Raw genomic sequence first — 3,010 nt, forward strand, 5'->3', positions numbered from 1 at the left:
GTCGATACCACCGCACAGCCGCGCACCACGGCCACACCCGACCCCACCCGCCCACCGTCGAACCCGGTGGATCTGGTGTGCGTCAGCTACCTGGCCGTCGCCCAGATCCTCACCGTTCCCCGTTACCCGGCGGCCGACCGCGACATCGAGGCCACCGAACGCCGCACCGCCCTGGCCGCCGACGGCCCACTCGTAGCCCAGATCGCCCGCCTCCTAGGCCTGCGCACCGGGCTGATCACCAATCCGGTCGGGGACGACACCGACGGCAACGCCCTCCTGCACCGGCTGACCGCCGCCGGGATCACCCACCGCATCCCGACCTGGTCCGGGCTGCCCACCCCCCACCTGACCGTCATCACCGACCAGGCCGGCACCCGCACCACATTCGCCCACCTCGCCGGCGCCACTGCCCTGCTCCCCGCCACCGACCTCACCCTGCTGACCCACACGCCCCTGATCTACCTGGACGGCTACCACCACATGGCCACTGCCACCGCCCAGATCCTGCGCACCCTCGCCGACCGTGACCGCCCGCAGATCGTGCTCAACCTCGGCGGCGACCCACCCCACCCCGACCTGATCGCCGCCGCCCAGCACACCCGCCCGACTATGATCCAGACGAGTCTGCGTACCTCCCTGCCACGCGCCACGGTGTTCGCCCGCACCCTGGCCACCCGCCTACCCACCGACACCGTCGTGGTCACCTGCGGCCCGGCCGGCGCCGTCGCCGTCCACAGCCCGACCAGCACCCAGCACCACGCCCCCGCCCCGAGCGTGCCCGTCGGCCACACCTACGGCGTCGGCGCGGCGTTCTCCGCCGGCTACCTGACCAGCCTGACCCAGCACCCCGACGACATCTCCACCGCGCTACGCCTGGGCGTGTCCACCGCAACCGCACACGTCACCCGCACCGGCACCCCCGCACCCGCCTATTCGGCGCTGACACCATGAACGCCACGGCACGTCCAGCACCTACAGAACAATCCCGCCGAGCCCGGTCACGAACCATGGGACGTGCCGCGCTCCTTCAGCTCCTCCTGCCTTGCTGATTCAGCTGACAGCGTCGTGGGCCGATACCCAGCCGGCAGCCCCGTGTGGGGCCACTTCAAGCCGCCCTCAAAGGACCCAACCAAACCACCGGAACCACACGGTTGACGCTGCCAACACGCGTTCCGCTCCCCCCCGTTCTCCGCACATGAGTGCATCGTTGCAGGTCAGCGCGTTGAGTAATTCGATCATGTAATCCGTTGTCGCAGGTCACAGGCCCATGTGCGGAAGACGGGCTCCCCGGCCCGGGTCGGCGTTCGCCCGCGCTTTCCCGTAATGGCGGCCCTACGGATGTTTTCTGAATCTTACGGTTGCAGAGCGTTATCGCTTGACGCTTCACAAGATCTACAACGGAGTCAGAGTCAGATCGCACGATCACCTGTGAAGCCGGCGGCGGACTGCGCCATGTGATCGACTGCGCGCGGCCTGGCGGCCGTGCTCGCCGAGTGCCTCGCCTCTCCTCCACCGCGAGATGTTCAGGATTGCCATGGGGGGACGCCTGGCCTGGATGACCCGTTGGACGCGGGTTGTGCTCCTGTCTGGCGTTGTCCCTGACATCCGCCGCCTGTTCGAGGAGCTGTGCCGTCTTGCCACCCGTCCGGTAGAACCGGAGCCGGCCGGCCCGCTGGATACGAGGTTGGAGGAGCTGGCGGCTGGCCTGTGCAGGCTGCGGCCAGCACGTGCAAAGCAGATCATCGACACGGCGTTGCGGGCCATGGATGTGTCGGATCTGATGCCGGCAGCACGCGAGATCAAAGCTGAAATGATCGCAGCAGGGAAGCAGCCGACGCAGAGCACGATTGCGTCCGAGCTGATCCGCCGGAAGCATTCTGTGGGCGATCGGCACGGGGTTGTATGGGACACCCTGGAAGTCGAGTCCGCGGGGCCTTCGATGCTGACTGCGAATGGGCATACGAACGGGCAGACGCCTGCAACCTACCTGAATGGAGCGATCTGACATGGCCGGCGAGACTGTAATCACCGTGGTTGGCAATCTGACCAGCGACCCCGAGCTGAAATTCACTCCGAATGGCGTTGCGGTCGCGAGCTTCACCGTGGCGTCGACACCACGAACCCTCGACCGTGCCACCAACAAGTGGACCGACGGGGAGGCGCTCTTCTTGCGCTGCTCGATCTGGCGGCAGGCTGCCGAGCACTGCGCCGAGTCGTTGCAGAAGGGTATGCGGGTGATCGTCCAGGGCCGGTTGAAGCAGCGGTCGTTTGAGACCCGTGAGGGTGAGAAGCGGACTGTGGTCGAGCTGGACGTGGATGAGATCGGTCCGTCGTTGCAGTATGCGACGGCGACGGTGAAGCGGGCGGAGCGTGGCAGCGGCGGTCAGGCCGCGCAGCAGGGCTACGGCCAGCAGCCTGCGCAGGGTTACGGCCAGGGCCCGGCGCAGCAGGGCTATCAGCAGGGTCCGCCGCCGGCAGCCGACCCGTGGACGGCCCCTGCAGGTGCGGGTTACAGCTCCGAGCCTCCGTTCTGATGCCTGTGCCTGTCGCGGGCAAGACCGATGTTCCGCAACGCTTCTGGATCATTTTCGATCTTGCTTGTTCGAATCTGGATGGCCTTGACGTCCGTATCGACCGGATCGTGGACGTGTTCTACGCCCGGGAAAACGTTGCGGATCAGACGCTGGGTGTGACGCTGACTACCGGCGATGCGGACATGTCGATGATGGTCGAGGCTGCCGGCTTCGACGCTGCGGCACGGCATGCTCGTCGGGTGGTCGAGGATGTGCTGGCCGATGCCGGTGAGGATCTGGGACGGTGGACGATCGCGAGCCCCACGGACCCGGTTGATGCGTTGCGGTCCTGAACGTGCTGCAGCCCCGCACCTGGGTCAGGTTGGTGCGGGGCTGCGATGTTGCGGTCAGGCGTCGACGAGCACCCGGTCGTCTGTGATTCTCATGCCAATGTCGGGTTTGACCCGGTGGCAGAGCTGCCGCCCATACCTGTCTAG

The 3,010-nt window shown here is 67.0% G+C and carries 4 protein-coding genes; all 4 read left to right on the plus strand.

The genetic code is table 11. From position 1 onward, the window contains the following. Positions 1-951: carbohydrate kinase family protein (locus CV1CTNOD_RS14635; protein WP_131786651.1), on the plus strand; the 951-nt coding region annotated here is incomplete at its 5' end. 583 nt (positions 952-1,534) lie between these two features. Then, complete coding sequence (locus tag CV1CTNOD_RS14640) at positions 1,535-2,005, plus strand: hypothetical protein (protein ID WP_131786652.1); 471 nt, start codon at positions 1,535-1,537, stop codon at positions 2,003-2,005. Position 2,006: 1 nt separating this feature from the next. Beyond that, positions 2,007-2,534: a single-stranded DNA-binding protein gene (locus CV1CTNOD_RS14645; RefSeq protein ID WP_131786653.1), complete on the plus strand. Its 528-nt coding sequence runs from the start codon at positions 2,007-2,009 to the stop codon at positions 2,532-2,534. After that, positions 2,534-2,866 (plus strand): hypothetical protein, encoded by a 333-nt coding sequence (locus CV1CTNOD_RS14650; protein ID WP_131786654.1) that lies wholly within the window; start codon positions 2,534-2,536, stop codon positions 2,864-2,866. The genes CV1CTNOD_RS14645 and CV1CTNOD_RS14650 overlap by 1 nt, the downstream gene beginning before the upstream one ends. Positions 2,867-3,010: the final 144 nt, after the last annotated feature.

This window comes from Protofrankia symbiont of Coriaria ruscifolia (assembly GCF_900634745.1).
Classification (GTDB): Bacteria; Actinomycetota; Actinomycetes; order Frankiales; family Frankiaceae; genus Protofrankia; species Protofrankia californiensis.